A 24515-nucleotide genomic window follows, 5' to 3' on the forward strand; every position below is an offset into this window, starting at 1 on the left:
GCGCCGGCTGACCGCGCGGCCCGCCCCCGTCCGCGCCCCGGGCGACAGGGCCCGATTCCCACTCGGACCCGGCCCCCGATCCCGGCTATGCTGCGGGGAGCACGCCAGGAAGGCGGCAGCGGGCCCTTAGCTCAATTGGCAGAGCAGTGGACTTTTAATCCATTGGTTGTGGGTTCGAGTCCCACAGGGCCCACGTACGGAAGTCCTGGTCAGAGCACATCTGGCCGGGGCTTCCTCCGTATGTTGGGCATGTACACGGCCACTGCTCGCCCCGTGCTCGCCCGAAATCCCAGACGTCCACCGTTCTGTCGGGGACTCTCAGCCGCTCCCTCTAGACCCGCCCACCTCTCGCCCGCCATCCCTCGCGGGGGTGAAATGCCCTAATAGGGCTGGACAGGTGAAGCCACCCGGAGATCCAATCGTGTTCCACATCACACGCAGCGAGGCACGGGGGCGAACTGCATGACTTCAGGCCGATTAACCACGTAATCTCCCTGCCACGCCAGCGACCGACTGACCACCGAGTCGCGAAGGTGCACCGCCGCCGCAAGGTGACAACTCCCCGGCGGCCACTTCCCCTTTACTGCTCCGGCAACAACCCCGGCTCTGGCGTTCCTTGGAACACCCCCCACCCCCGCCCCCGCCCACACCCAAGAGCAGGAGCCGAATTTGCACCCTCCCATTTCCACCCGGATCTTCCTCGCGCTGGCGACTCTGCTCTTCGTGAGCGGCTGTTGCCTCGGCTTCATCGGCCTTCACCCCGCCGTCCAAAACCCTGCCTTGTCGCGCCTCGGCATCCTCCTAGCGCTCTGCTCCTTGCCTCCCTGGATCGCCGTCATGGCATGGCAGAACCGACAGCTCACCGCCGAGCAGCTGCGCGACGCCCGACTGTCCGGCTACGCGATCGCCATGAACCAACGGTGCGAAGGCCTCGGCCTCAGCCCCGAAATCACCATCCGCGTCCCGCAGCAGCGCCGGCGCAAGCCGCGCACACGGAAGCGCGGCTCATAAGAGCCGCGCTTCCGCTGGGCCGCCGAGACCGCTTCCGCCTCGACGATGGCCCCGGACCCCAACAACTCCCCCACAGCGCCGTACGCCCCCCGCAGGCGCCGTCCCCGCCTCCCCCTACGCTCGCTTACGGCCGCCCACACGCACCGCCATGGCGCGGCGTCGACTACCGACGCGTCGACTCGCCAACAAGGTAGACCGGCAGGGTCTGGTACCAGTGCAGAAAGACCGGGGCATGCCCGTCGAAGCGGACAGTCCGCCCCGTCCCCACCACCCGCATATCGATGATCTTGAACGCACGCGCTCCCAGGACAGCCCACTGGCCGACCCGGAGCGCGTGCGGGGGCAGCATCGTCAGACGCACCGGCGGAACACCGCCAGCGGGCCTCGTCATCACGCGCATGGTTCCTTCCTGGTCCAGGTGAGGCCATCCCGCCGTGGGCAGCGCGGGGTTACGGGGGTCCGGGCGAGACACCGGCACGACTCGGTGCCACCCCTACGCCGGGCCCGTCCACCGGGGCCCGCACTCCGGGATGCGATCGGAGGCGGGCCCCGCTCGGCGACCGGTCGGCTCGGCCGCCGGCCCCGCGGCGCGCGGAGCACGAGGCGCGCCGCGGGGAGATTGGATGCGCGGGCCGCGGCCGGGGCCAGATGCGGCGCCTCGCCGAGGCCCCATGTGTCGAGCTCGGTGTCAGTGATATCGACCGCGGTTGCCGGGGCCGCCTCCGCCGGAAGAGGGGCCCCGGCGCGGCCGGGCCTCGGTCAGGCCCGGCCGCCGTACCCGGCACGCCGGAGCAAGAGGGCGTCCCGGGCAGCTCTCTGGGACTACGCCGCGTCGGCGACCCGGAAGCCCTGCATCAGGTAGCCGCGCAGCCGCGGGTCCCGTACGGCCGCCGTGGCTTCCCGGATGCGCCGCACCATGTACGGCTCGCAGTGGGCGTCCAGCTCTTCGTCGGCCAGGAGCGTGAAGTCCAGCAACTCCGGCTTCTCGCCCTCGGGCGTCCCGGCGTTGAGGACGATCGCGTCCAGCTCACCCGGCTCCAAGCGGTGGAAGAAGACGTAACTGTTGGCCTCGGCGGACCTGCCCGGGTTGTCCGGCACCCAGTCGATGACGAGCAGCGTGTGGGGCACGAGCGTGAGCCCGATCTCCTCCTGCGCCTCCCGGACCGCGGCCAAGTGGGGCGCCTCATTGGGGTGGGCGCCGCCCCCGACCAGCTGGTACACGCCGTCCTTGTAACTCGGCCGGACCACCAGCGCGCGGTCCTGGTCGTCCAAGATCAGCCACACGCCGCCGTTCCGACGCTCGCCGGGGTGCTGTAAGTCGGTGTCGCTGTGTGCCACTACATCTCCTGTGATCGTCGTTCTTCAGGGCCCCGCTCCTCGGCGGTAGCGCAGAGAGCGTTGAGGAGCGGGAGTCTGTGACCCGTCCCGGCCGGTGCCGGGGGAGCACTACCGCTCAGGGGCAGGGCCGCACGGCCGGGACGGGATCAGTGCCGGCCAGGGCGCATCCGCGCTCCAGACCGCTTGCGGTCACCGGACGCGCCACCGAGGTGCTCGCCGGGCGTCCGGGAAGGCTGCGGAGCTGTCCGCGCGCAACGGGCGGCGTACGGCTACGCGCCGACGTCCGCGGTTAGCCCTCCGCCTGGCCATGGCCAGGCGCGTAGCTGGGCTGCACCACCACAGCACCGGCCCGAGCACCAGGCTCAGCCGCAGTCCGCAGGGGTACTGGGAGCTGGTGCCTCCGCGCGTCATCACATCTCCTCGGTCATGGTCGTTGTGCAGGGGAAGCTCCGAGCGGCCCGGCCACCGCTGAGACGTCACGATGGCCGGGCCCGGGACCCGCTGCGGCAGAAGCGCCCGGGGGAGGTGGCGCTACGCGGTGCGTGCGGTGCACCGGGCCGTAGCGGGGGTCTGGGCGGCAGGCGATCGCATAGGTCAGGGTCACCACCAGGACTGCGAGAACCGCGCAGTAGATCGCCTGCAACCTGCGCTCGCTCACGCAGGCCTCTCACGAACGGCATGCAGGTGTCTGGTTTGGCCTCCCCCGAGGGCTGTGCGGTAGCACTGCGCGCAGGCATACATCTGGAGGCCCGGCCCGGTCTGGGAGTAGAAAGCGTCCACCGGGTAGGCACGCCGCGTAGGCACGCCGCAGAACCGGCACACGGCCACCGGGCCGAGCTCCACGGCCTTCTCCAAGGGGCCGATCACGAGTTCGATCGCACGTCTGAGGATCACGGGGTCGGTCAGCCTCCGAAGCGGGTCTCGCAGCCAGCGAAGCCCGTTGTGACATCCGTTCCGCGGCGGTGCCAGCAGCCCGTCGCCCTTCTGCCGGAGCACCACCCCCGCAGCCGACGCGTCGGGCCACGTCGCCACCGCCTCCGGAGGCACGATCCACACGTGCCACATCAGACCCGGGTCCACGAAAACGGGCCCGACCTGCGCGCCGACCGCGTCCAGGACGCGCGCCCCCCAATCCGAGGGCAGCGCCACCGCGCTCCACCGATCATCCGCCCACACCGCGCCGGGCACCCGATCACGAGGCAGGAAGCTCAGGTTGCTCACGCTCCGGCCTCCCGCAGCTCGGCCCACACGCACTTCCCGCCGCGCAGCACGTGCACGCCCCAGGCCGCCGACAGGGATTCCACCAACCACAGGCCGCGCCCCGTCTCACTGTCCTGCGTCAGGTGCTGCAACGCGGGCGCGGTGCTACTGCGGTCGATGACCGCTACGCGCACCACGGCTTCGTCCAGCCGGGCGACGCTGACGCGCATGCCCTCGCCCTCGGCGTGCCTGATCGCGTTGGAAATCAACTCGCTCACGACCACGTCGGCGCCGTCGAGGCTCATACCCCACGTGAGTAAGGCCCGTTGCACCAGGTGGCGGGCCGCCGGCGCCGACGCCGCCACCCTTGGGAAGTTCTCACCAAACATGAGCGGTCCGGCAGGGGCTGGCGCTGTCGGCACGCGCAGGCTACGCATGAACGTCACCCAGGTTCAGGCCCAGGCTCGGGGAGAGGAGCGAGGCCAGCGCCGCGGGGGTGCACCGCCGACCCGGGACCTGGGGCGGCAGGACCCACCACGGGCCGTCTCCGGCCGGCACCGTCCGGTCCGGCGCGGGCACGAGCAAGTACGCGCGCGGCGGATGCACCGTCGTCCCTCGCACGCGCCACGGCTGCTCGGCCGTACCGGGCAGGAGGACGGTGTACGCGCCCTGGCGGCGGTAGACACGGTCCTGGTAGAACACCAGCCCTTCCAGCGCGTGCCCCAGCGGCGCTCCGCGCTCCCGCGGGGGCGCGCCGACCACCGCCGTGCCCATGCGGTCTGCGGGGATCGTCACGGCCGTGAACCGCTTCCGGGGAAGCAGCCAGGCCGCGCCCGTGGTCTCCCACTGCGAACGGGCCTGCGGCGGATGCACCGCCGCCGCTAGCAGCCATTCCGTGACGGCGAGCAGCCGCTCGTCCGGTCCGGCGTTTCCGCCTCTGTCCATGAGCACGACGCTATGAGCTGGACAACTGCCCTACCAGGCACGCGCCGTGGCCTCTCCGGGCCCTCAACTCAGTGAAGGACTACGGAACATGTCCGTTACGGAGCGTCGAAAAACTTGGCAAGCTCCCGGTGCCGGGCCGTCACCCGGCCGTTCAAACGCTGCACCTGGTGGAAGATCTGCGTCGCCATCTGCTGATGCCGCAACCAGGCAGGCGTCTGCGCCCGCAGCTGCTCGAGAATCGACGTGGCCTCATCCCGGCGCCGCAGCGCCGCATTCGCCGCAGCGACGTCCAGCAGATGCCGGCGCATGAACGTCACGTCACCAACGCCCCGCACGCGCTCCGCCAGCCCCAGCACCCGCTCGGGCCGGTCGGCCACGAGCTGGTTCTCGATGTGCTGAAACGTGATCGTCCTCCAATCAAAACGGCCCCAGCTCGACGGCGCCACCGCCGTCGCACCCGCCAGGGCCGTGCCCGCCGTGCGCCCCAGCCTCAGCATCTCCCGCGCTTCCTGCGGCTTGTTGTTGCGCGCCGCCGCGGCGCTCGCGTGCACCAGCAATTTCCCCCAGGCACCCAGGTCCCTACGCGACGCCTTGGAGATCCGCGGCTCGACCGCCTCCGCCGTGCTGATGCTCACCGCCTCCGCCTCCTCCAGACGGCCCTGCCGCATCAGCAGCCATCCCTGCTGGTACACCGCCCCCGCTACCGCGTCCATCGCCCCGGCGGCCAGGGCGTCATCGGTGGCGTCCCGAAGCGCGACGTGCGCCAGGTCGTATGCGCGGACCTGCGTCAGGTAGCGGCCGGCCATCTGCAGCACGTCCGACCGCACCCGCAGCGCCCGCAGATGATCCGGTTCCCCGGCGAAATGCGAGACCGCCACGTGGGCGGAGGACACCAGTGGCGGCAGAAGCTCCGCCACCTGCCCGTAGTCGTCCGTGTGGTAGGCCAGTGCCACCGTGCCCGCCATGTCGGCCAGGCGCAGCAGGTCCGGCTCCGGGTCGGCAGTCACCGCTGGCATCCGGCCCGCCGGGCCGATGGGCGGCGTGATTACCTGCCGGAACGAGAGCAAGTTGAGCTTGTCCGCGTCCCCGCGCCGGGTCTGATGCGGGACCGTAGGTTCCAGCAGATCGGACGTGCGGACCCTCAGCGCGCGGGCCAGGGCGTGATAGGTCTCCAAGCGCCCCGTGCCCCCACGCTCAAGCTTCTTGACGACGCCCAGGCTCAACCCGGCCAGCTCGGCTAAAGCCTCCTGGGTGAGCCCCCGGCGCAGGCGGGTCGCCCTGAGACGCTCACCTGGAATCGCTGCCGCGTCATCTCTAGGCTGTGGCATGCTAACTCCTGTTCTGACCTCGCAATCAGAACGGTACTGCGAACTGCGTCTCGCCAACCAGCGAGACGCAGTTCGCATGAGCACCCCGAATCGCCGCCCGCATCACAGAGCGTGGCGAGCCCCGCCTACGGGTCCGGCTTGCAGATCTGGCAGGGCACCGTGTCGTCAAACCGCGCCAGCATGGTGCGCGCCATTCCCGCGTCGATTGTCTGGATCGTGTACCGCCACCGGTCTTTACCGAGGGTGAAGCAGTCCCGCTCGTGGACGACGAGCTCCTTCCGGGGGTGGTCGCGGACCAGCGAGACGAGCAGGTACTCCGGTTCGGGCTCGGCGGCCGGCTCGCGCGGCACGCCGGCGTAGTCCTCGCCGCCGAGCTGCCGCACCGCGCCCGCAGGGGCGTAGAGACTGAGCTCCGCCCACCACTTGCCGGCCTGGTCCTGTCTCCATCGCCGGAGGCGGGCCGGCACTGTACGGCCGCCTGGCAGCTCCAGGCCGACCCGCGGGGGCTCAGCCGACGAGGATTCGGACATGTGTTTGATAATAGTCGGGTGGCGCCGCGCACGCCCTCGCGCGCGGCGCCCCGGCTACACGCCTGGGAGGAGCCCGCGGGCGGCTGCGCCCCTCACCCTGGAGACGGGCGGCGCCGGAGCAGACTCCCGGCGCGGGTACGCAGGGCTGCGGCATCAGCGGGCGCGAGGCCCGCCAGTGCGTGCTGGAGTACGAATTCGACCAGACGCCACCTCTCGGCCAGCGCCGAGGGCGGCGCGTCGGCGGGCGAGCGATGTCGGACTGGAGGCCGTGCTGCGATCGAGCGCAACGCGTCGGCGGCTCCGGTGCATCCCGCCCGCTGTAGTTGCGTCGGCGTCAGGCCGACCGCGCGCGCCATCCGCGCCACCGTCGCGTCCGGGCCTGTGACCGGAGTGGCGATGCCGCTCACCGTCTGATAGCCCAGGACGATTTGACGCCAGCGACTCGGGCTGATGCCGGCGCGCCGCGCCGCTTCGGCTGCTGATATGCCCAGCGTCCGCTGGGCCGACTGGATCAGGGCCCCTTCGGGGCGTTGCGTTGGTAAGCTGGTCATGCGCGAACTATCGCACAGCTTCGCGACAATCTTCAAGGCTGCACTGCGAGTGTCCACGGACGACCAAGGCCGCCACCGGGAGGGCGTTGAGGTAGTTGGTCTGGGGCCGACCTTCCTGCCTCCCGCACCCTGCACTGTCAGCGGCGCGTCCTAGCATCAGGGCATGGCCGATCTTCATGACGACGTAGTCCGCGCGCAGCGCGCAGTTGACGGGGCGTGGGCCTGCGTCGAGGCGTACCGCAGGAGGGTCACCGAACGGCGTCGGCGAGAATCCCAGCCGTCCTCGGACGGGCACCCGGCCTCGCTGCGCCCGTGGACTCACCGCGAGGACAGGGCGTACGAGCGTCTGCACGCGCGGGTCGTCACCGCCGCCTCGGAGCGTGCCGCGGCGATGCGCCAGCACGGCGTCACCTCGACATGGGAGTCCGAACGGGAGCTGCGGGCAGCAGCCCGAGAACCTGCGGCGTAGGCCGGCCGCCCCGGTGACCGTGGCACGCGGGCGAGTGTTCCGTGGCAGCACAGCGCCCCGCCGGGGGGGTGGGCGGGGCGCTTGTGGGGGATATGGGGGCCACGCTGGCACAGCTGAGCGGCGGGCGCCATACGACGATCTGCGCAGAACGGTTGTGCCTATCCCGGATCGTCCCCGCTCGCGGTGGCCGGCGGCGGCGGCTCCTGGTTCCCGGTCAGCTCTGCGGTCCGGCAGTCCACCCGGTGGACCGCGTCCCGCAGGCTCGCGCCGCCATTGGGCCGCACCTCGTGCACCACGATGCCGACCCGCTGCTCGATCGTGTCCAGGCGTTCCATCACGCCGGGCCGTGCCGGCACTCCGGGCCGCGCCGGGACGCCCTGCCAGTCGTCCACGACCTGTTCCAGGCGCCGCAGGACTGCGAGCAGCCGGCGTAGGCCCCGAAAGCCGCCGACCAGGGCGCCGGCGAGCGCGATTGCTGCCCCGGCCCACACGACCGCGGTGTCGAGCGGGCCGATCCCGGTCGTGCCGTCGCCGAGCGGCATGGTCAGTTCGCGGTGGGCTGCAGGCGCGCGGCGAGACGGTCGATCACCCGGTCCGCCACCCGGTCCGCCAGGGTGTCGCCGAGCTGGGCTGTGATGCGTTCAGTGAGCGCCTGCACCTGGCTGTCCGTCAGGACCGGCACGCCGGCCGCCTTGATCGCGGCCAGCAGCTTGGCGTAGTGGTCGTCGCCGTACCGCAGGAGGTCGCCGGCGCGGCGCGCCGCGGTGGTGCCGGGTCCGGCGGTCGGACTGTCCTCGGTGTGATCCCAGACCGCTCGCACGAGCTTGGTGATGGAGTCGGGGGTCAGGTCGACCGTGGTCATCTCGTCCTCCGGGGTGTAGGTGCCGGCGGCCATCGCCAGCACGGTCGTAACGGGAAAGGCGCCGGGGTCCCCGTGCGAGTTCTCCGGGACGTGCGAATGCCCGCACACCCCGCGAAAGCTGGTCCACTGCGCCGCGGTCATGCGCGCCGGGGACGCGCCGTACGACGCCGGGGTGACGCCGGGGCGGCGCGGGTCCGGGCCGTACGCCAGCCACACCGGCGGCGCGGTCAGCGGCACACCGTGCGTCGCGTGCAGCCACGCCACGAACCGCGCGACCTGCTCCAGTGCCCAGTCGGGGGCCTCGGGCCAGTACACGTAGTCGACGCCGGCGAGCGCGCTCCCCCAGGCACCGCGGTGCGCCGCATCGCACGTCCCCACCAACTCGAGCTGCGCGCAGTTCAAGGTGTTCGTCTCCACCCCGCCCGCGCGGTTCTCCAGGGCCCGAGCCGAGACGTCGATGTCGAAGTGCTGGTACCACACCAGCTTCCGCGCTTTCATGTCTGGCACGGCGGTCAGGGTGGGGGCCTGCGCGCCGCCGCCGTAGTCCGGCAGACCCGTCGACTCCGTGGTGTGCAGGATCAATGCGTTGACGGTCATCGCGGAGCCCGGCCACCGGTCCTGCCACCAGTAGTCCGTGGACGCGCCGGGGTAGCGCTGGGGGCGCGGCGCGGCCATCACCCGTCCTCCCGCCAGTGCCAGGACCCGGGCGTCGTCCCCGACGCGTCGTACACGCCGCCGCCCAGCCCCAGCGGCCGGAAGTGCTGCCCGGTCGGGTTGAACACGACCAGCCCCACCCGGCCTGCATCACCGGGGTCGACCTCGGTCACGATCGCCGCGCGGCGCTGCGGTGCGTACTCCTGCGAGCCGTCCGCGCGGACCGGCGAGCCGAAGCTGACGTAGAGGACCTGACTGCCCTCGACGGGTACCGAGACCGGCACCGAGGCCGGCGGTTCCACGGCGTTCATCCCCTCACCCCCGACCCCGCGGTGGGCAGCCCGCCGCCCTGTCCCTGCGCGCCGCTCGCCGGCGGGCCGCCGGGGTCGGTGTCCGAGGGAAGGCCGGCCAGCCGGCGCGCGGTCGCGGCGGGGATTCCTGCCGCGGTCAGCGCGGTGAAGTCGGCCAGCATCACCGCCTGCTCGGCGGCGGTCAGCTCGGCACGGTGCCCGTCCACGTCGTGCTGCCACGCGGTCACGCCGGAGGCGAACTCCGCCTCGGAGATCAGCGTCGCCCCGGCCGGCAGCGGCACCTCCCGGTCGACGTCGCCAAGCATGGTGCGTTCGCTGAGCGACCCGTCGGCGTTGCGGTAGTACATGGTCGCGTCCATCACCGCCCCCTCTCAGAGGTTGAAGATCCAGGCACGCATCTGCGTCTGGACGCGGGTGTAGGTGGCGCCGCCTCCGCCGCGGCCGATGCTCACCACGAACGGCTCGTTGAGCGTCGCGCCGGCGGGGATGGTGCGCTGCTGGACCTTGGTCATCTGCCAGTGCAGGCCGAGGACCGACGTCGTGCCGCGGTTGGCGAAGAACTGCATCTCGTCGCCGCCCATGCCGGCCGCGGCGGCTGAACCGACCGGAAAGTCGAAGCTGACGTCGGCCTCGGTCTCGTAGATCACGACGGCGGGCCGGCACGGGTCCGGGTTGGGGATGACGAGGGTGTCGGTGTGGGCGGGCTGGATCGCCGTGCCCGCGGGCACGGGGACGTTCGCGAAGCTCGTGGTGACGGCGTCCTCGACGTACGTCAGGCGCGGCGGCAGGTCGGCGCGGAGCTGGCCCGCGCTGTCGCAGAACAGGTCACCGGCGTTGGCGTCGATGTCGCACGCGTACGGCCACGCCGAGGTGGGGACGGTCAGCGGCGCCGAGCCGGAGCCGTCGCCGGCCAGGCCGCACCTGGTGCTGACGGTGGCTGCGCCGGTCGGCACGAACAACCCCCCGTCCGGCGCGACGGTGACGTTGTTGCCGGCCTGGCCGGACAGGGCCGCCGAGAACACGCCGGTCGCCGGGTCGTACGCGACCCCGGCGCCGCCGTGCAGGCAGCCGCGCACCTCGGTGCAGTCGGTCTGCGCGGAGATCACGTACGGGTTCGCGGCCGAGCCCGTGCCGCTCACCGCGACGTTGTCGCCCGCGGTGATCTGCGCGCCGCTCTGCCCACCGCCGCAGCCGCACCTGGCCAAGCCGCCCACCTCCGGTGGTCACTCGGCCCGGCCCACAACCAGCAGCTCACCGCCGACAATACCGCCGCGCCTCCACGTCAGCCGTACAGCTCGATGACAACCAGGCCGTCGCCCCCGTCCTGCCCGTTCACCGCACCGCCATAGGACAGCGCGCCGCCCGCGCCCGCGCCGCGCCCGCGCGAGGCCGTCCCCCCGCCCTCGGAAGCGCGCGCCACACCGCCCTGCCCGAGCTGGGAATTCCCACCCGCCCCCGCGAGTCCCTTCCCGCCGGTCAGGCGAAGCGCGCCGCCGGAGTTTCCCCCGCCGCTGATCTGCTGGCCCGTACCAGCCGCGGGGCCGACCACGCCCGAGGTCGTGTCCGGCGTCGTCCCGGAGACCATGGAAGCGGTGCCCCCGTCTCCGCCCGGCGCGGTCACGAATCCTCCGAACGAACTGCTCCCGCCAGCGCCGCCGGAGTTGTTGCTGGTGCCCCCCACCCCGCCCACGCCGACGACGATCGACTCCACCGCGCCGAGCGCCGCCGCGTCGATGATCGACAGTGACCAGCCGCCGCCGGCCCCGCCCGGCCGGGCGATGCACTCGCCGTTGTCGGCGTCCGCTCCGGCGCTGCCGCCGCCTGCGCCCTGCACCTGCACGCGCACCCGCGCCAGCCACGGGTAATCCGCCGTCACGAACTGCTCAACCCCGGGAACGTCGAACACGAGCATCTCCCGTAGCCCCATCGTGCCGGGCTTCAGGCAGAGTTCGCCGTTGTCCAAGACCTTGAAGTAGTCGTCGCACACGCACACGGACGCCATGGCACACCTCGCTCACGGATGGTGCCCGGCCCACAACCAGCGACTACGCCGACATGTTATGACCTGCGGTGACATGAGGCGGATCAGGCGAATTCTGCTGTTCTGTTGAGCGGAAGGCCCACCGGGCCACCGGCAGGCCCATCCGGCAACGCGCCGGAAGTCACCCGAAGAACCGGGACTGAGGCGTGAAGGCATGCCACGACTCTGGCCTCTGCCAGCCGAGGTCACAGCACCGACCGCCTAGCCAACTGCTCCAGACCGGACAGCGACGACCACATCAGGCACTACGAGACAGCCTTAGGAACTGGATACGAGTACCAGAGAGAAGCTCTACTCATCAGATACGAGAGGAACCTTTGGCGAATTGCATAAGGCGACCATCGCCGGAAAATGTCACACTAAAGTATGGAGCAGTTTTGTTGTTCTTCTGGCTGTAAGTGACGCGCCAACTAGTGTAGCCCTCCGCTTCGGTTGCTGCTGCAATCTGCACCGCATCCGGCGTTTGCGTGGAGCTCCTTTTTGCGAATTCTGCGGCCAATGATTTCGCCGAGTTGGCGTCATGGACCCGTGTTAGAGCACGGTAACCGTCTAGTGTGACACCGGAGGTACTTTCCACTGCATAGACAGCCGCGCTAGGCCATGCGAGGTCGGCGACCCCATCCTGCCAGGAGACAACTAGAGTCTTTTGGTCATCCCCGTAAGGATTCGGAAGGCTGGATATCTGCGTCCTGGTGATCTTCACGCTGTGACCGAATAGAACTTCGAGGGAGTGCGCGGCAATACGCTCTTGGTCCGAGCTTGCTTCCTTAAGCGGAGTGCTTGAGGATATGATGTTCATCGTTATCGTCAGTAGCCCAAAAACGGCTAGCACAACCCCAGCTGAGCCCTGAATTAAATACGTTTTGCTCCAAAACGTTCCCGTGAATACACGCTTGCCTCCTGTTGCCCTACCGGAGAAAATGAAACCCAGGGCGAAAAGAGCGGCTACGACGATCGCGCCGGAGGTATTGGCGATAACATCATCACTATCGCAGGCACGTCCGATGCCTGAAATACTCGCCTGCGCAACCTCAATAGCAACAGATAGAAGGAGGGACCCCGTCACAACACTGAGGCAGGACGCGCCGGCGAACATGAGAAACAGGGCGAGCGGCACAAATAGCAGTAAGTTCATGGACCACTGCTCCGTGCCTACCGCGTCAAGAAAGTTCTTACTAATCGTGCACGTTCCAGAATATCCTGATGAGTGCTTAGCTGGTGTGAGAGTGGCAGAAATAAGCATCCCAAATGCCGCACCTGCCCCAGTCCACCCTACACGCTTCGATCTGGTGAAAGTACGACTGAGCCACAGTCCGAGCGCGGCAAAGGAGACTGAAATGATCAGCGCAATTATCAGCAAATGGGGTTGCGCAGAAAATATCGCCGAAAACATTGAGCGTCCTTGTGCGCTAGTGGAGTCAGGGTTTAATGCTCATTCCGTGCGGCTCCCCATGGGTGTGTGGGTGGGGATGATTCCCCACCCACGCACCCAGAGGAGAATTATCCCCTGGGACTCACTCAAACTCACAGTCTGATTGAGGAGGTGTGGCAAACTGACCCTGCCCAGTCACCTGGATGAGACCAGTCATGTTCTCGCACCCGATGGATTGCAGAGGCCAACCCTTGAACTCCAGGTCGTATACGCCTCCGGCTGATAGGCTATGATAATTTCCTCCCCACCACGTACCGTTACTGTACGCGAAGCCCCCTACCAGTGAGATGGTGGAGCCGGAATACTTGGAGTAGACGATGTGGATGTCGACGGCAGCGAACCCGCCGGAGTCTGTGCTGCGTTCCATTCGAATGCAGAGATCGCCGTTGCTCAGCGACGTGCATTCGTATCCAGTTCCGCCCCAAGCGCTTGCCTGAGTAACGCTCAGGCTGAGGGGAAGTAGTGAAAGTATGGCACCTACGGTCAATGTACGCAGTCTCCTGCGCATGCACTCTCCAAACCTTGAAGGAAGTTCTGGATCGTGGTGCCCGGTCACGCTACAGGGCTTGCTTACTACGCCGCAATGCCCATTCAATTGACAGTCCGTTTTGCGCTGAACTCTAACATCATGGCTGCCCTGGCAGACCGGGGCAAAACCATAAAAGTGGAGATCGCGTGAATTCTAGTAAAATGGATGGTGAACTGTGAGCACCGATAAGGAAACCGCAGAGGACGGCGTGCTCGAAACGCCTCTACCTGAAGTTCTTGAGGCGCTAGCGGATCGCATAGAAGCACAGGCCGCGGAGACACTCGAAGAGCTGAGGAAGCAGGCCGCACGGATCAGGTCCGAGAGTTCTCGAACCGCCTCCGATCTTCGCGATCGGGCTGCTCGGCTGCGCGATGAGCAGGCTTTCGGTAGCTGAGCGACTAGGCATACCATAGCTGCATCAGGCTGGTTAGACAATTCCAGCGGGGTTGAGCGGGTGTCTATATCAGACTGAGGCGCTGACGATTCAATGCCCGTCTCTGATCAAACCCTTTCCGCAGTGAGGTGTAGCTGGGCTTGGGCTGGTGTGGGCGTTCCTGAGAACGCCCACACCCGTACGACCACTTCCGTTGCGGTGATCTCCTCCAGTACGGCGAGCAGTGGTGCTGTCCCGACCGGTGTCGCGGTGACCACGGGCGGCTCTTCCCAACGCCAGGGGAACGCCCAGCGGGCGTGCCCTTCGGCGTCGGTCTCGACCACCGCAGCGGCTGACGCGGCGCACACCGGTGGCCCGCCGACGGGCACCGCCGCGGTTGCGGGGACGGGAGCGGGGCGGCTGCGGCGGCGTGTCGTGGACCGGGTGCGCCGGTCGAGGTCCCGGAGCAGGCCGCCGAGGGGGTTGCCGGCGATGCGGCGGGCGGGGGTTCCGCGCATGCCCATCAGGCTGCCTCCGCCCCGGTCGCGGCGACCTGGACCTGCACGCTCTCCGCGCCTGGCTGACCGCCGCTGTCGCCGTCCTCGGTGACCTTCAGGCCGACGATCTTCAGCCGCTGGGAGATGTCGCGGCAGGTGGTTGTGGTGGTGACGTCCAGGCACCAGCCCGGCACCAGGGCGGGGACGCTGATCGCGGCCTGGGGGTCGATCGTGACCTGCTGGGTGTCGATGAACACCGGCACCGGCAGCGAGGTGGACAGCTTCGAGCGGGCGGCGGCGGTGGCCGCCGCGTTCGTCTTGAGCGAGGTCTGCTCCTCGTAGCGCTCCAGCAGCCCGTAGTACGGGTGGATGCCTCCGGCCTCGCCGAGGACGTCGCCGTCCTCCGCGCCGGCGACGACCCAGCGGGTGGCCAGGGCCGCCCCGTCCTCCTCCACCCGCAGCCCGTCCGGCAGGTCCGCGTCCGTCAGCCGCCCCACGGACACGGCGTGCGTCTCCGGCATTAGCAGGATCTTGGAGCCGACCGCGGTGTAGTCCAGGCCGGTCTCGGCCAGGTCCCGCAGGTGGTCGCCGGTCTGCCCGATCCCCCGGTCGTAGGCGCGCGCGCCGCGCACCCCGCTCGGGGCGATGATCTGCACGCTGTGCCCGGGATCGTCGGGCGCGAAGCCGTCCTCGATGAGCGCGGCGGCGATCTGCGCCAGGTCCGCGTCGTCCCCGAAGACGAGGTCCTGGTGGGGAACGCGGCGGTCGAGCCAGCCGAGGACGTCGACGGCCTGGACCTGGATCTCGCCCAGCCCCCAGCTCACGTCCACGATCGGGCCGCTCCACACCGGCCGGCCGTCGCGCCAGATGGCCAGGCTGTGCCGCCAGGACCGCACGGCGGACAGCGTGCGGCAGCAGTCCCCGTCCGGCTGGATGATCACCTCGGCGGTGCTGACGTCGTCCAGCACCCGGGTCCACTCCACGTGGATGAGGACCTCGGCGCGCGCGACCATGGCCCCGGACCGGTCGATGATCGCGGCGGTGTGGGTGCCGCATCCGGCGACGGCCATGTCAGAACCCCCGCCCCGAGACGCCCACCGAGATGATCGCGTCGGCCGCGGGCGGGTTGGACACGTCGGACTCGATGCACAGGCAGTACCGGTCGCAGTCCAGCGCGGGCCACGACGGCGGCGCCCCGTTCTGGCCGTACACGTCCGCCGAGGACTCGCAGGAACCGCCGCACTCCACCACCGCCCGGCCGATCTGCCCGTCCAGGGTGAGCGCCCCGCCCGCGGGCACGTACCGGACCGTCCACGTCGCCGCCGGGTCGCAGCGGCCCGCGTCGGCGATCTCCTCGCACGTCAGGGCGGCGTCGGTGTCCGCCCGCTCGAACAAGGAGAGGGTCACGTTCCGCAGGTCCGCCGAGCCGGCGCGGACGGTGATCATGGGGGCGTCGACCGCCCACCGCGGCCGGCCGGACACGTCCAGGTCGTAGCAGTCGCGCTCCACCGCCAGCGGCAGGCAGAAGCAGCTGCCGGGGGCGTCGGCCGTGGGAGGGGCGGGCGGGCGGCACAACGGGTCCGCACAGCCTGCCGCCGGGTCGGGGCAGGCCGCGAGCCGGCATCCGCCCCCGCACCCCTCACCGGCAGCGGAGTGCAGGCACCAGGTCACGCACGTGTCCGTGCCGTCCGCCGGCGGCGGCACCTCGAGCAACGGGGCCGTGTCGGTCCACAGCCACGGCACCCCGGCGGTCAGGACGATCTCCACGGTGAGGATGTCCGCGCCGGCCTGGCACGCCCCGGCCGCGCAGCCGTCCCCGGTCCGCGCGGTCACCGTGGGGCCCTGCGCCAGCGCGACGCGGCGCACGGTGCGCCGGTGCCGCGCGTTGAACTCCTCCGCGGTCACCTCCTGACCGGGGCAGCAGTTGTACAGCGTCAGGCAGTCCCCGTCGCAGCCCGACCCGCCGCCGCACCCGGCCAGGGCCTCGCCGAGCCAGTGCAGCCCGTAGTCCACGCCGCAGCACGTCGAACCGAGCAGGATGCCGGTGATCGTGATCGTGCCCGGCTGCACCCGTGCCGGGCCGATGCTCGCGCCGCCGGCGACCGCCGCGGTCGACGACCGGCGCACCGGGTAGTCGTCCAGGCCGTCCACGCTGAGGACCATCAGCCCCGCGAACTCGGCGGACTCCGGGACGTCGGGGTCGTACCACGGCGCCTCGTCGGACGCCGGGTCGGTGTACGGCAGGTCACCGACCAGGTCCGCGGTGAACGTCGGACAACTGCACGCGCCGCCCGAGGTGAGCGGGGAGCCGACCGACTGCAAGTAGGCGTCCAGGCGGGCATGGTTGGCGATCTCCACACCGCCCAGGGCCAGGTACCACTCCAGCGCCATGTCTACAGCCACCCTCCTGCCGTGGCGAGCCGCGAGACGACGCGGTGCGCGGTCGCGTGCGCGTCGCCGGCCTCGTGGATCGTGAAGTGGTTGACCACCTGCGGGCCCGCGGTGCGGGGGCTCGTCCCGGTCATCCGGTCCAGCAGCGCGGTCAGCCCGGACTGCTCGGCGAGCTGCGCGGCGCGCTGCGGCCGGGTCAGCGGGATGACGACCTCGGGCCCGGCCTCGCCGATCAGCGCGCGCGTCGGGCCGGTCACGATGCCGCCGTTGGCCAGGCCCGGGATCAGATCCCGCACCCCGGACGGCAACCCGCTCTTGATCTTCGCGGCGATGTCGCCGCCGATGTTCCCCACCGCCTTGGAGATCGCCCCCGGCAGACCGGAGAAGAGGCGGACGATACCGGCGATCAGCCCGGTGACTGCCTTGGTCACGGCCGACCCCGCCGACGAGAACGCGCCGGCGACGACCCGGCCCACGCCCGACAGGGCACGCCCGATCCTGGCGGGCAGCCCCCCCAGATACGACACCACTTGTCCAGCGAACGAAGTCGTTGCCGACAAGGCCGCCGACCCGGCGGACCGGAAGATGCCGGCCACGCGGCTGGACAGCGAGGCGAGCGCCCCGCCGGCCCGGCCAGGGAGCCCAGCCAGGTACGCGATCGCCGAGGTACCGAAGGAGATGGTCGCGGCGAGCGCGGACGATCCGGCCGTCTGGAACGCCCCTGCCACCGTCGCGCCCAGGGACGCCAGGGCGCCGCCCACGCGGCTCGGCAGCGCGGCGAAGAACGCGCCCACCGACACCACGAAGGCGGTCACCGCGGCGAGCGAGACCGTGAACGCGGTCGTGAACGCGGCGGCCAGGACGGGGCCGAGGCTCACCAGGGCGCCTGCGATGTCGGTCGGCAGGCGGAAGAACAGGACGATCAACCCGGCCAGCGCCGTCAGCAGCCCGATCACCGCGTACGCGACGGCGCTGGTGAAGGCGTCCAGGAGCAGCCCGGGGAGCGCCTGCAGGACGGCGAGGATCTGTCCCGGAAGCGCCTGGAACTCCGCGACGACGGCCGCGGTTGCCGTCGACAGCGCACCGGCCAAGGCCGACCCCAGCGACGACAGAGCCCCGGCCACCTGGCGGGGAAGGCCGGCGAAAAAACCGACGACGGCCCGCAATCCGGCGCTCACCGCGGATGAGCCCGCCGACAGCGCCGAGGAGAACGCCGACGCGATGACGCCGCCCAGGGACGACAGCCCCGAGACCACCAGGCCGGGCAGGGCACGCAGCCCGTTCAGCGTGGCCGTCAGCCCGATGACCAGCCCGTCGAGGACCGCCACCAGGCCCCTGACGATCGGAACGACGGACTTGATCACCAGCCACGACGCGAACCCGGCGCCGACGGCCAGGATCGGCGCCTCGACGCGGACCATGAGCGTGACGAACGGGACCATGGCGGCGACGAGGTCGGCCACGGGGGGCAGCAGCGGCACCAAGGCCGCCACCAAGGCGTTGAACGCCGAGACGACCGGCGGCAGCGTCGGCAGCAGGGACGCGATGATCAGGCCGACCAGCGGGGCCAGCGAGGCGACCGTGTCCGTCAAGGCGCTACCGACGGAGTCGAGCAGCGGTACGAGGGCCTGCGCGGCGGAGCCGAGCGCGTCACCGAGGGCTGCCGCGACTTGCGACAGCACGGGGACCAGTGGCAGCAGCGCTGCCAGCAGGTTCTCAGCGAACGCGGCGAGCGGCGGAACGAGCGGCAGAACGATTTTGAGCGCGGCGGCCAGGACCGTCGACAGCAGCGAACCCAACTGGGCGATGACGGGGCCGAGTTGGACGCCGAGGCTCTGGACGACGGGGTCGATCACCGCGGCGACCTGCGCTAGCGCGGGGACCAGGGCGCGGGCCAGAATCCCGACGAACTGGACGACGGACGGCAGCAGCGCCGCCAGCGCCCCGCCGAGGCTCTGCCCCAGCTGCGCGCCGACGCCGGCCAGCCCGCTGGCGAAGACGCCGAGGATCTGCGTCAGTTGCGGAAGCAGCTGGAGCAGCGGCCCGGCCAGCGAGGACAGCAGCGGCCCGAGAACGCTCGTGGCGATCTGCAGGGCGTCGCCGACGACGCTGTTGGACGCGACGCTCAGCTGCGTCAGCAGCGGCAGGAGCGGCTGGATCGCCCCCCGGACCGCGGCGAAGACCTGGACCAGGGCGCCGACCTGGCTGCCGCCCCCGGCCGCCAGCGCCCCGAAAACGTCCGAGGCGATGCCGCCGATCTGGAGCAGCAGCGCGCCCAGCTCGCGGAAGACCCCGAGGGCGCCCTGCACCCACGCGACGGCCTTCCCCCGGTCGCGGCCTCCTGCAGGACCGCGCCCAGCCGGATACCGACGCTGCCGATCGCGTCGCCGACCTGCGTCCCGAACGCCGACGTGATCGCCGCGCCGAGCTGGACGAACCCGGCGACGACCGGCTCAATGCCGATCGCCAGCCCGCGCGTCGCCTCGGCCGTGCCGGCGAGGATCTGCCGGACGGATTCGACCGCGGTGGCGGACTTGAGGAAGTACGCGACGCTTGCGCCGGCCGCGCCGAACAGGTTCGCGATCAGCGACAGCCCGGAGCGCAGCGGCCCCGCGAGCGCCTTGGCTACCGCGGTGATCTGCCCGGCCAGCGGCTCGAACAGCGCGTCCTGGACGCTGCTGCGCAGGGAGCCGAGCGCGGGCTTGAGGGCGCGCAGCTCCCGGGCGGCGGCCTGGGCGTTCGGCGAGAGGGTCTTGAGCGCCTCGTCGAACTTCTTCTCGTCGTCGCCGAGGGCGGCCGAGAAGGCGTCGCCTACGCCGACCAGGGCCAGGCGCAGCGCCCCGATGGCGGCGGCCCCGGTCAGGACGACGGCGGGCAGCGCCGCGATGATCCCGGCGGCCGGGGCGAGCGACGCCGCGAACGACGCGATCTGCGCCCCGGCACTGAGCGCGGCGGCGCCGATCGCCGCGAACTTGAGGCCCTTGAGCAGGACCCAGCCGACGCCCCCGGCGATGCTCCCCAGGCGCCGCAGGGCCTGCGTGAACCCGTTGACGTCCGGGTTGACGGGGACGTTGACCGGCGGCGGCCGGTGAGCCCTGATCCGGTCGTCGAAGCCGGTGAAGTCCGGGACGACTCTGACCGGGATCTCCAGGCCGGCCAGAGCGGCGCGGACGCGGTCAGCGAACCCGGTGACGTCCGGCGCCACCGGGATGTTGATGCTCTCCAGCGACCGAAGGCCGGCCAGGAGGCGGGCGTCGAACCGGGACAGGTCCGGCTCGACGCGCACCGACACCGACGCGGCGTCCAGGCCCCGTTGGATGTTGCGGCGGATCTGCGCGCCCAGGCCGCGGGTGTAGCGGTCCAGGGCGCGCTGGATACGCAGGCCCAGGTCCCGGGCATCCTCGGTGACCCCGGAGTCGTCCAGGGTGATCGTGATGCGGGCGGAGCCGTAGTCCTCGTCGCCGTCGGCCACCGGGCAACCCCACGAGTACGTGTGTGGTTGCCCGGCCCAAAACCAGCGGCGTACGAGCGGGCGCGCGGCCCGGTCGTGATCCCAGGTTAGCTGGTGGCTCCCCTGGTCATCCGTGCGTCTTCCGCTGCGACCTGCGCGGCGAGGGCCTGCGCGCTGGCCATGTCCATACCGGCCCCGGGCGGCCGAGCCCTGCGGCGTTCCCCGCCGGCGCCGGCCGGCGGCGCATACAGCATGGCGCGGGTGCGCTCCCGCGCCGTGTCGTCCTCGGCCAGGGCGTCGATCGCCGCCTCAGCGGCGTTGAGCATCCGCCTCAGCGGCCAGCTGTGGGGGTCGATGCCCTGGAGGGCGAGACTCCCGTCCCACGCCTCCCACGAGGCGGCGATGCTGTCGCAGAGCCGCCAGACGACGTAGGAGGGCGGGTGCCGCCGCTGTAGAGCTCGACGACCCATTCCAGCAGCTCGACCAGGACGCGGTCAGGCAGCCGCAGCCGGTCGGTCACGCGCCCCCCGGTGACGGCCTCGGCCGCGGCCCGCGCGGCGTCGAGGTCCTGGTGGGAACTCACCAGCGTGCCCTTGGCGTCGACGACGTCCAGGCCCGTGAACAGCTCGGCGGACTCCGGGAGCATGAGCTGAGCGAGGAACGTCCGGATGCTGCGGGTGACCGCGCGCAGCTGCCCCGGTTCGATGGTCGTCAGGTCCTCGAGGTTCACGCCGCTGCCGCGGTGCGTTTCGCGCAGCGCGGCGTAGGCGTCCATGAAGTCGTCGCCCATGACTTCGGGTTGGAACAGCAACTCGGTGCCGCCGACATCGGCGACGTGCGGCTCGGTGTTGAGTGCGAAGGTCCTTTTCACGCCATGGCTCCTACGGATGTGCGGCGGACGCCCGGCCCACAACCAGCGGCGTGCCGCGAAAGAGTAACGGGCCGCCGCTATCGACGCGATCGGTTGCGGAGCGGGTGAACGAGGTACGGGGCGTGCTTGCCCGTGTCATCCTGCAACTCCGGTCACGAATTATGACGAGTGTTCGGGTGGGGCCTTGAGCGCAGCCCAGGGCGACCGAGGCTGGCCTGACCGCTCGTCGATCCGTCATGCTGGTCGCATGTTTCGAGGTGGGCGGCGAGTGTGGCAGGGCGGACGAAGCGAGAATCGGAGCGTGGCGGTCCGCATGAACGAGTTCTACGACTCGCTCCAGGGCGAGGATAGGGCGTCTGCCCAAGACGTTGCCCTTACGTACGGTCGCACGGTCAATCGCCATTACCGTCGCCTCCTTAGCGCGAAGGATGCATCGACCTACCCGTACTATGTCGGGCTTTCCTCGGACTTGGGCAGCTTCACGCACGTCACTAAGCGGATAACTCTGGTCGCGGACACGATGCTACTGTCCGACCATGGTGTCGGAACGGTGCACCAGTTGGGATTCCATGAATACTCGCTGTACGACGGCATGGAAAATACAATGAGCCGATTCGGGATGGTAACCGCAGATCTTGCCGAGCTAGGGCGGTGGCTCCTGGACGCTGAACCTCTATTGCGCAAAGGGCTGGTCTGGTACGGGCCCGTTTTCTTAGAAGGGGAACAAAGAGCGCCAATCGGTCGGGATTGGGAAAGACAAGTTCCGGCGCTTCCCTCGTTCAGGGACCAGTCTATCGATTTCTTGGTGGAACACGGACGAGCCGTGGATCTGTCGGGAACCAAGCCTCTCGCTAGTCGGGTGGTCCGGCCGATCCTGGAAATCGACCTCCCGTTTATCGATGGGCTCATACTTAGCGACTTCGCACAAGTCACTAGCGAGGAGTTCGACTCTTACCGGCAGTACCGCGACTTCATGCGCTACCGGCTCCTCGAACTCGACGACGCGCTGGAAGCGGTCGATTCGCAGGTGGCCCTGGAGCGAGTCGCGCTCTCCATCCGTGACGAGCTGAACACCGCTACCGATGAGATGAGGCGCGCGGCCCGGTCCCGGGCCCTCAACCGTTCCGGTGCCGTCCTGAGTACGACGAGCGCTGTCCTTGCCGCGGTCCGCCCGGAGGCTCTCCACGGCGCCCTTGCGACCGGTGCGACGTTGGCAGCTGGGGCCACCGGCCTGTGGCCGACCATTCAGGCGTTCGCGGAGACCAAGCTCAAACGCACGCAAGACAAGTGGCACTACGTATGGGTCCTTCAGAAGAAGGGAGCCCGTTGAGCGCCACGTCGCGGCCCTCCCTTCCTCCTCAAAGAACTCCAGGCCAGGACGAGTGGGTTACGTCTGTAGTAAACTCGGAGAGCCCTACGCAGGTCGGTCGACGAACGGTGTAGTCGAAGAGGCTGGCTCAGCGGCCTTCACGCAAGGCCCGGCCGAGGAAGTCATTCGGCTTGGTGCCCGGGTGCCTCACGACTCTGGCGTAGACCACTTCGCCATCGACGACGAACCGCAGCACCCCCGTCTTCCGGCGCGGCCGGATGATGTGCGGGCGCGTGCCGTTGGGGACGTACAGAACGGCCGGGTGGTCGCAGGTGATGACGCCTTGCAGCCCGCGGGGGGTGTCGATCACCTTCCACGACACGTCCTGACCCATCCGGCCCGGCGCTTCCCGGGCGGCGATCGCGGCCACGCGCTGGGTGCGCTCGGCGAGCCGGCGCCCCACCGCGCCGTTGCGCAGCCGCAGTACCCGCGTGATCCAGGCCGGGCCGAGCCGCACCTGCGCGCTCATGGCGACTCCTCGTCCGCCGGGCAGCCGCAGTTCCCCAGGGCGACGGTGACGCGCTGCTCCAGGCCCACGCAGCCGCCCTGCGGTCCGACCGTGGACGCCGTTCCCACGACGAAGAGCCGGCCCAGCCGCCGCTGGGTTCGGTGCCGGGCAGACAGCAGAGCAGCGCCGAGTACACCGTGGCCATGTCGACGTGCAGGACGCGTGCCGCCTGCGTCAAGTCATCGCACGACGGCGGGCAGCCCTCATCGTTGATCGTCGGCGAGTACAAGGGCCACGCCCTGTACGACGGCCGGGCGCTGGAGGCGTTCGACGATCGGGAAGCGCTGGACGCCGCAGCCCACGCCGGCCAGCTCTACTCGAAGAACGCCGCCGCCTACCTGCGCATCCGCCCGGCTGACCTGGACCACCTGCTGCGCGCCGGGTTGCTGGAGGAGAAGCACCGCGTGCGTGCCTGGAACCAGCCGAAGCGCGCCTACCCGGCCGTGCCCCTGTACCGCCGCGGCGACCTGGACGAACTCCTCGCCCGCACGGACATCGACTGGGCCGAGGCGCAGGCCACGCCCAAGGGGCGCCCCTCGCCGTTCGCGAAGCTCCCGGACGCCGCGGCGAGCGCCTGACGCCCGCCGCGGACTGGGCCCCCGTCAGCGACCCTCACACCGGAGCACCAGGGGACGGAAACTGGCAGCCGGTTCGTAGAAGCGCGCTCGGCGGCAACGGTTGGTCCTTACAGTGACCGGCATGGGGAGGGAGCCGGGTCGTATCGCCCGCTGGCGGGCGGCCAACATCAATCGGGCCGACCACGTCAATAGCACCGGACGGCTGACTGTGGCCACGCGCACCGTCCTGGTCCTCTTGGGCGCGGCATCAATCGCTGTCGCATCGGTCGCCATGTTCAGGCACGACGGCGACGTGGTGCCCACCGCACTCGTCCTCGTCGGAGCCGTCTTAGCCGTCCTCGGCGGCCTGGGCAGGCAGGTGGATTCCGTGAACTTGAAAGAAGGCGGTCTCACCTATTCTCTCTGGCGGGACGAAGTCTTGGAAAAGACAACTCCTGAGGAAGTTCTCGAAGCTGCCACGTCCGCCCCGCCTCCTGTGCAAAGAAAATTCGAGGATGATGCCGCTGTCCGTACGGTCACCGCTCATGCTTACGACGAGGCGGTCCGCGCCGTATTGGTCGCAAGATACGGCGATGAAGTCGAGGTCCCTATTATTAGGGATGACGTTGAGGATGTGCGGCACATTTTCCAGCCAGGTTTCATCGTGCGACGTGGGGACAAAGCGGTCGCCGTCGAATGCAGTTACGGTAGACGGATGGCGCCACTCTACTCCATACTCAACAGTGCTGTCATGGCTCGCGAGGGAGTGACGGGGCTCGTTTATGTATCCCCCGGTGCTAGGAGGTCTCCAATGAGCAATGCCATGCTTCTAGCCGAGCGCGTTGGCATTGTTTTGGAATTTGCCTTTTGGGATGGCCGGGATTCCTGGGAGGCTCGGAACATCATTAATACGGTTGACAGACTCCTCGTCCGCTGAACAGGGCGCTCAGTGGCCTAGTGCAGCGTTCGCGCTGCTTCCGGGGTGGGGGTGATCTTGGCGTACACCGTCCGGCCGCCCCGGCAGAGCTGGGACCTCGGGAAGGAGGGGAAGGGGCGTGAGCGTACGGAATGCCGTTCATCAACCCCTGTCACCGCCCGCTGGCTCTCTGCTGGCCGCGTCAGCCTTGGTCCGCTTCCCCAGGCAGCGCGAGCGCTGGTCAGGCGTTGCGCTTCGCTGGGTGGTGATGTCTTAAACCGTAAGTCACCTCATTGGGCGCGACAGCGGATGTGGTGCAGCGGCCGGCTGAGACCTTTGTGAAGGTCGGAAGTTCCGTGCGTCCATTAAGGAGTGCAACGG

At 69.9% G+C, this 24515-nt stretch carries 26 protein-coding genes and 1 tRNA gene; 6 read left to right on the plus strand and 21 right to left on the minus strand.

The features are described 5' to 3' along the window. The first annotated feature begins 120 nt into the window (after window positions 1-120). Together VSR01_RS16045 and VSR01_RS16050 are read left to right on the plus strand one after the other, a co-directional pair. Window positions 121-193: transfer RNA gene (locus VSR01_RS16045), tRNA-Lys, on the plus strand. A gap of 476 nt (window positions 194-669) precedes the next feature. Further along, window positions 670-1011 carry a hypothetical protein gene (locus tag VSR01_RS16050; RefSeq protein ID WP_326449883.1) on the plus strand — a complete coding sequence of 114 codons (342 nt, stop codon included), beginning with the start codon at window positions 670-672 and terminating at the stop codon, window positions 1009-1011. Between the two features lie 163 nt (window positions 1012-1174). Here VSR01_RS16050 and VSR01_RS16055 read toward each other — a convergent pair whose 3' ends face one another. The 8 genes from VSR01_RS16055 to VSR01_RS16090 form a co-directional block, all read right to left on the minus strand. After that, a complete protein-coding gene (locus tag VSR01_RS16055) occupies window positions 1175-1411 on the minus strand; it encodes a hypothetical protein (protein ID WP_326449884.1) in 237 nt (78 codons plus the stop codon). A 422-nt stretch (window positions 1412-1833) separates the two neighbouring features. Continuing rightward, window positions 1834-2349 carry an NUDIX hydrolase gene (locus tag VSR01_RS16060; protein WP_326449885.1) on the minus strand — a complete coding sequence of 172 codons (516 nt, stop codon included), beginning with the start codon at window positions 2347-2349 and terminating at the stop codon, window positions 1834-1836. A 654-nt stretch (window positions 2350-3003) separates the two neighbouring features. Further along, entirely contained in the window at window positions 3004-3570 is a 567-nt protein-coding gene (locus tag VSR01_RS16065) for a hypothetical protein (protein ID WP_326449886.1), read from the minus strand. Then, window positions 3567-3986 (minus strand): ATP-binding protein, encoded by a 420-nt coding sequence (locus tag VSR01_RS16070; protein ID WP_326449887.1) that lies wholly within the window; start codon window positions 3984-3986, stop codon window positions 3567-3569. Before VSR01_RS16070 ends, VSR01_RS16065 begins: the two co-directional genes overlap by 4 nt. Next, complete coding sequence (locus VSR01_RS16075) at window positions 3979-4494, minus strand: hypothetical protein (protein WP_326449888.1); 516 nt, start codon at window positions 4492-4494, stop codon at window positions 3979-3981. Before VSR01_RS16075 ends, VSR01_RS16070 begins: the two co-directional genes overlap by 8 nt. Before the next feature lie 95 nt (window positions 4495-4589). Beyond that, window positions 4590-5822, minus strand: a complete 1233-nt coding sequence (locus VSR01_RS16080; protein ID WP_442785477.1) for a helix-turn-helix domain-containing protein — start codon at window positions 5820-5822, stop codon at window positions 4590-4592. A 125-nt stretch (window positions 5823-5947) separates the two neighbouring features. Further along, window positions 5948-6352 (minus strand): hypothetical protein, encoded by a 405-nt coding sequence (locus VSR01_RS16085; protein ID WP_326449890.1) that lies wholly within the window; start codon window positions 6350-6352, stop codon window positions 5948-5950. Window positions 6353-6444: 92 nt separating this feature from the next. Continuing rightward, entirely contained in the window at window positions 6445-6903 is a 459-nt protein-coding gene (locus tag VSR01_RS16090) for a helix-turn-helix domain-containing protein (RefSeq protein WP_326449891.1), read from the minus strand. A gap of 163 nt (window positions 6904-7066) precedes the next feature. Between VSR01_RS16090 and VSR01_RS16095 the strand changes: the two genes are divergently transcribed. Next, window positions 7067-7372 (plus strand): hypothetical protein, encoded by a 306-nt coding sequence (locus VSR01_RS16095; RefSeq protein WP_326449892.1) that lies wholly within the window; start codon window positions 7067-7069, stop codon window positions 7370-7372. Between the two features lie 158 nt (window positions 7373-7530). Here the strand turns inward: VSR01_RS16095 and VSR01_RS16100 are convergent, their stop codons facing one another. The 12 genes from VSR01_RS16100 to VSR01_RS16155 form a co-directional block, all read right to left on the minus strand. Further along, window positions 7531-7914, minus strand: coding sequence for a hypothetical protein (locus VSR01_RS16100; RefSeq protein ID WP_326449893.1), 384 nt, complete (start codon window positions 7912-7914; stop codon window positions 7531-7533). Window positions 7915-7916: 2 nt separating this feature from the next. Next, the gene (locus VSR01_RS16105; protein WP_326449894.1) at window positions 7917-8909 is read right to left on the minus strand and encodes a hypothetical protein; all 993 of its coding nucleotides are present in this window, start codon (window positions 8907-8909) and stop codon (window positions 7917-7919) included. Further along, complete coding sequence (locus VSR01_RS16110) at window positions 8909-9199, minus strand: hypothetical protein (RefSeq protein ID WP_326449895.1); 291 nt, start codon at window positions 9197-9199, stop codon at window positions 8909-8911. Before VSR01_RS16110 ends, VSR01_RS16105 begins: the two co-directional genes overlap by 1 nt. Beyond that, complete coding sequence (locus VSR01_RS16115) at window positions 9196-9558, minus strand: hypothetical protein (RefSeq protein WP_326449896.1); 363 nt, start codon at window positions 9556-9558, stop codon at window positions 9196-9198. Before VSR01_RS16115 ends, VSR01_RS16110 begins: the two co-directional genes overlap by 4 nt. 12 nt (window positions 9559-9570) lie before the next feature. Then, a complete protein-coding gene (locus VSR01_RS16120) occupies window positions 9571-10404 on the minus strand; it encodes a hypothetical protein (protein WP_326449897.1) in 834 nt (277 codons plus the stop codon). A 77-nt stretch (window positions 10405-10481) separates the two neighbouring features. Continuing rightward, entirely contained in the window at window positions 10482-11186 is a 705-nt protein-coding gene (locus VSR01_RS16125; protein ID WP_326449898.1) for a glycine-rich domain-containing protein, read from the minus strand. 352 nt (window positions 11187-11538) lie between these two features. Further along, the gene (locus tag VSR01_RS16130) at window positions 11539-12633 is read right to left on the minus strand and encodes a VanZ family protein (protein ID WP_326449899.1); all 1095 of its coding nucleotides are present in this window, start codon (window positions 12631-12633) and stop codon (window positions 11539-11541) included. 1464 nt (window positions 12634-14097) lie between these two features. Beyond that, on the minus strand, window positions 14098-15141 hold the full coding sequence (locus VSR01_RS16135) for a hypothetical protein (RefSeq protein WP_326449900.1): 1044 nt from the start codon (window positions 15139-15141) through the stop codon (window positions 14098-14100). Between the two features lies 1 nt (window position 15142). Next, complete coding sequence (locus VSR01_RS16140) at window positions 15143-16474, minus strand: hypothetical protein (RefSeq protein WP_326449901.1); 1332 nt, start codon at window positions 16472-16474, stop codon at window positions 15143-15145. Continuing rightward, complete coding sequence (locus VSR01_RS16145; RefSeq protein WP_326449902.1) at window positions 16465-18771, minus strand: hypothetical protein; 2307 nt, start codon at window positions 18769-18771, stop codon at window positions 16465-16467. The genes VSR01_RS16140 and VSR01_RS16145 overlap by 10 nt, the downstream gene beginning before the upstream one ends. A gap of 1249 nt (window positions 18772-20020) precedes the next feature. Next, complete coding sequence (locus tag VSR01_RS16150; RefSeq protein ID WP_326449903.1) at window positions 20021-20239, minus strand: hypothetical protein; 219 nt, start codon at window positions 20237-20239, stop codon at window positions 20021-20023. Window positions 20240-20244: 5 nt separating this feature from the next. Beyond that, on the minus strand, window positions 20245-20784 hold the full coding sequence (locus tag VSR01_RS16155) for a hypothetical protein (RefSeq protein WP_326449904.1): 540 nt from the start codon (window positions 20782-20784) through the stop codon (window positions 20245-20247). 313 nt (window positions 20785-21097) lie between these two features. Here VSR01_RS16155 and VSR01_RS16160 point away from each other — a divergent pair, with 313 nt between their 5' ends. Continuing rightward, entirely contained in the window at window positions 21098-22114 is a 1017-nt protein-coding gene (locus tag VSR01_RS16160; protein ID WP_326449905.1) for a hypothetical protein, read from the plus strand. A 127-nt stretch (window positions 22115-22241) separates the two neighbouring features. On the opposite strand, the gene VSR01_RS16165 is transcribed toward VSR01_RS16160, so the two are convergent. Continuing rightward, the gene (locus tag VSR01_RS16165; protein WP_326449906.1) at window positions 22242-22622 is read right to left on the minus strand and encodes a hypothetical protein; all 381 of its coding nucleotides are present in this window, start codon (window positions 22620-22622) and stop codon (window positions 22242-22244) included. Between the two features lie 140 nt (window positions 22623-22762). On the opposite strand from VSR01_RS16165, the gene VSR01_RS16170 reads away from it, so the two are divergent. Further along, the gene (locus VSR01_RS16170) at window positions 22763-23239 is read left to right on the plus strand and encodes a hypothetical protein (RefSeq protein WP_326449907.1); all 477 of its coding nucleotides are present in this window, start codon (window positions 22763-22765) and stop codon (window positions 23237-23239) included. A 121-nt stretch (window positions 23240-23360) separates the two neighbouring features. Next, entirely contained in the window at window positions 23361-24155 is a 795-nt protein-coding gene (locus VSR01_RS16175; RefSeq protein ID WP_326449908.1) for a hypothetical protein, read from the plus strand. The last annotated feature ends 360 nt before the right edge of the window (window positions 24156-24515 follow it).

The sequence above is a fragment of the Actinacidiphila sp. DG2A-62 genome, from assembly GCF_035825295.1.
GTDB lineage: Bacteria > Actinomycetota > Actinomycetes > Streptomycetales > Streptomycetaceae > Actinacidiphila.